Here is a 4009-nt window from a genome sequence, read left to right on the forward strand (position 1 = left end):
AGGGTATCCTTTGCAGGATACCCTTATTTCTATTATTTATATTGTGGTATTTCAAATACTAAATTTGCATTTACGCATTTATCTAGAATTTGCTTAATTCTATAACTTTGTTTATATGCCCAACCTATATCTGTAGCATATTGATGACGATAGGTTCCATTTGCTGGAATCTCTGGGTTCCATCTCATTTTATATAGTGTATTTTGTTTATAATCAATATTATTTATATACCTTTCAGCAATCCATTTAATTCCATATGTAATAGCAATCTCTGGAGTGAACCAGCCTTGTGTATATGCTCTTTCCGAACCGAATTTATTAGGATTATCATCAAATGCTCCAATACCGAACATATTGTAGGTTTTCATTTCAATTGAAACTGGTTTGCCATCAACTTCAGTTACATCCACACCATTAGCTAATACCGATGTCCCATTGCCGGTTTCTAATAGAGCATGTGCAATTATATACGCTGGATTTATATCATATTCCTTGCATGCATCTAAAAATGTTTTTCCTTGTCCCTCTAGTATTCCCTTGCCTATTAATGCAGTATCTAGCTCTTCTGCTGTAATACCTTTAACATAATTTAATGTCAAAAATTGATATACAGCATAATCATGGCTTTCGAAATTTTTAGGATTCAAATATTCATAAATATCTATGTTACTAGCATCTACGTTACTATAGTTAGCTATACCACTAGAAGGATTAGCTTTACTTTCCACATCTAACATTTGATCTAAAGTGTTATAATATTGCTTATAAACATATTTCTTATTAACAGTATCTATTAAGGGTCCATTATCTGGTACTGCTATTGTAAAATTCTTAATTACAGGAGCCTTTAGTGGATAATCATTTAAGTCTCTTAGTTTTTCACCAATTTGTAAGGAATAGGTTTGTCCAGGTATATAACCTGAAGCTGGTGGTTTTACTGTTACAGTATTATTTATAGCATCATAGGATACCGTTATACTTGCTGGAATACCTATGGGATTATAAACTGCAACACTTTCAAGGAGCTTGTCCTCATTAATCCCTTGATTAAACTTAATTTTCCATACTTTATCAACTGATACATTTGCCTTGTGTTCCATTTGGATCACTGTGGCTGCCACAACATAATTTGGAATAAATATAAACAAACCACACAAAATTATTAAAAATAAGCTTAAACTGTTTAAGAAACTTTTATTCATAAATTTTCTCCCCCTAAATTTTTTAATGCAACGCTATTAAAGTAGCTTTATCTACTTTAGTAGCTTATTAAACCGACTTCACTTGAAAATAAAATTAATTATTTACTATTTTCCTTTATGTTTGGTTGAATATTTAATATACTTATATAAATATTACTTTTTTAAATTATCATTTTTTAATAATTATTCTAATAAATATATTTGTATCACTATTTTACCATATGATATGAATTATTCATATTAATTTTCTTTATAATTTCTAAGGACGGTGTGAAATGAAAAACATACATAATGAAAAGGATAAAAACATTATTCAGCACAATGAAAATAGTGCTGAAAAAATTAGGTTAAATAAATTTATAAGTGAAACTGGCTTTTGCTCTAGGCGTGTAGCCGATAAACTGATTGATGGAGGCAAGGTCACCGTAAATGGTAAAATTCCTGAAATGGGAACTAAGGTATCTACAACAGATTACATTGAAATAAATGGTAATCCACTGAAAAATAAGGAAGAATTAGTTTATTTAGCATTCAATAAACCTATAGGAATAACCTGTACTACAGAGCATAAGGTTAAGGGAAATATTGTAGATTTTATAAATTTTCCAAAAAGAATTTTCCCCATAGGCCGCCTCGATAAACCTTCTCAAGGTCTTATATTTCTAACAAACGATGGAGATATTGTAAATAAAATTTTACGTTCAGGTAATAACCACGAAAAAGAGTATCTCGTTACTGTGGATAACCCTATAACCCCTGATTTCATTAAAAATATGGCAAATGGTATTCCTGTATTGGGTACTATAACTAAAAAGTGTTTTGTAAAAAAAGAACGAAAATATGTTTTCAGAATAATTTTAACAGAAGGACTTAACCGTCAAATACGAAGAATGTGTGAATATTTAGGCTATGCTGTCGTAAGACTTGAGAGACTTAGAATTATGAATGTTTCTATAAATAACTTACCAATTGGAAAATGGAGATATCTAACAGAAAATGAGCTAACAGGTATTAATAATTTAATTTCTGATTCTATTAAAACTGAGAATGCTTAAAATGATAAAATTATATGTTTCTTATATAAAAAAGCACACAAATTTGTGTGCTTTTTTGTTTTTTTTTAAAGTTATCAACATTATACACACAGAAATTGTGGATAACTTGTTAGTCTTAGTTAATAATAATTATCTTATTTAACTTCTAATTAAATAAATTTTTACAATTCATTAATGCAATTAAATATTTTGCTATTTTTTATTTAGACTCACATATTGTACACATTAAAATTTACTAATCCACATCAATATTAAAATTATGTAGCTTTTTGAAGATTATTAAATACTATTTAAGACTTATACACATTATCCACAATTTTTCTGTGTATAACTTGTGGAATTGATGTTAATCAATTACTATTATCTATAAAAATATATATTTTTAAAAATTAATTGTTAATTTATGTATTTTAATTAAAAAATTTCAAAATTTCACAATGAAGTTATGCACACTATCCACAGTTTTGTGGATAACATGTTAATAACTTATCATCTATTTACTCACAATATTCATTTTTAGTATAATTCTGTGAGTAGGTAATAGGCATGCGCGTTAAGCAAGATGGCCCCATGAATATTTAAATGTTCTAATTAAATTCTTCTTGATTACATCCCTCGAAAATGCTATATTAGGCACATGAAAATAAATACATCAGTGTACTTACTTGTTATTTTTAAAATATGTCTTAACAAATAAAAGCATATTCCCTAGCAACTGTATTTCCGTATATTAAATTGAAAAGAGGTAATTCATTTGAGAATTGGAACTGGATATGATGTTCATAAATTAGTTAAGAATAGAAGTTTAATACTTGGTGGAGTAACTGTGCCCCATGAGACTGGACTGTTAGGTCATTCAGATGCAGACGTTCTAGTGCACGCTATTATGGATGCTCTTCTAGGTGCTGCAGCTCTTGGCGACATTGGGAAGCATTTCCCTGATACTGACGCTAAATATAAAGGCATCTCTAGCATAACCTTACTTGACCATGTAGGCAGTTTAATAAAAGCTAATGAATATATAATTGAAAATATTGACGCAACAATAGTTGCACAAAGACCTAAACTGGCACCGCATATACCTTCTATGATAAAAAACATTGCAACTGCGCTACACTTGCCAATAAATAAAGTTAACGTTAAAGCTACTACAGAAGAAGGACTTGGTTTTACTGGCCGTTGCGAGGGAATTTCTTCTAATGCCATATGCCTTTTAAAATAGGCTTTTATAATTTCCTATAAAACATAAAAAACTAAGGACATCTCTTGTAAAAGAAATGTCCTTAAATCATTACCAGTTGTACTGTAACATTAAAATCCTTGTTTCCAAATTTCATAATCTGCATGATCAATAAGCTTAGCTGACGAAAAATATGTACCTTGTCCATACTCAACACCTAGCTTTATTAGTTTTTCCTTTTCTTCCAGAGTTCGTATTCCTTCTGCTATAATTTTCATACCAGTTTTTATACCCATCTTAACCATATGTTCTATCATTAATGCTTTTATTTCATCTCTATCAACATCTCTAACTATTTCCTGAGAAATTTTCATAAAATGTGGCTTCATCTTTATTAATTCTACCATATTAGAGTTACCTTCCCCATAGTTATCCATAGCTAATTTAAATTTTAATTCATGAGCGAAATTGCGCCAGAATGCACTTCTTGGTATACGTTGAGTAATTTCTAAAACTAAGTTTGTCCCCTGTAATTTCTTCATGACTTTTTTTATAGTATGTCTACTTGTATC

The 4009-nt window shown here is 29.4% G+C and carries 4 protein-coding genes; 2 read left to right on the forward strand and 2 right to left on the reverse strand.

Going from position 1 to position 4009, the window contains the following annotated elements; genetic code table 11:
• Positions 1-32: 32 nt before the first annotated feature.
• Positions 33-1202 (reverse strand): glucosaminidase domain-containing protein, encoded by a 1170-nt coding sequence (locus JJE11_RS16010; RefSeq protein ID WP_291637416.1) that lies wholly within the window; start codon positions 1200-1202, stop codon positions 33-35.
• A 275-nt stretch (positions 1203-1477) separates the two neighbouring features.
• Between JJE11_RS16010 and rluF the strand changes: the two genes are divergently transcribed.
• On the forward strand, positions 1478-2257 hold the full coding sequence (rluF, locus tag JJE11_RS16015) for a 23S rRNA pseudouridine(2604) synthase RluF (protein ID WP_291637418.1): 780 nt from the start codon (positions 1478-1480) through the stop codon (positions 2255-2257).
• A gap of 754 nt (positions 2258-3011) precedes the next feature.
• Positions 3012-3479 (forward strand): 2-C-methyl-D-erythritol 2,4-cyclodiphosphate synthase, encoded by a 468-nt coding sequence (gene ispF, locus JJE11_RS16020; protein ID WP_291637420.1) that lies wholly within the window; start codon positions 3012-3014, stop codon positions 3477-3479.
• 89 nt (positions 3480-3568) lie between these two features.
• On the opposite strand, the gene JJE11_RS16025 is transcribed toward ispF, so the two are convergent.
• Positions 3569-4009, reverse strand: a 441-nt coding sequence (locus tag JJE11_RS16025) for an EAL domain-containing protein (protein WP_291637422.1), incomplete at its 5' end; no start/stop codon positions are given.

The organism is Clostridium sp. (assembly GCF_016650095.1).
Lineage (GTDB): Bacteria > Bacillota > Clostridia > Clostridiales > Clostridiaceae > Clostridium_AD.

Coding starts and splice junctions, on each gene's coding strand:
- JJE11_RS16010 (WP_291637416.1), bottom strand. CDS start 1,202: ATGAATAAAAGTTTCTTAAACAGTTTAAGCTTATTTTTAATAATTTTG.
- rluF (WP_291637418.1), top strand. CDS start 1,478: ATGAAAAACATACATAATGAAAAGGATAAAAACATTATTCAGCACAAT.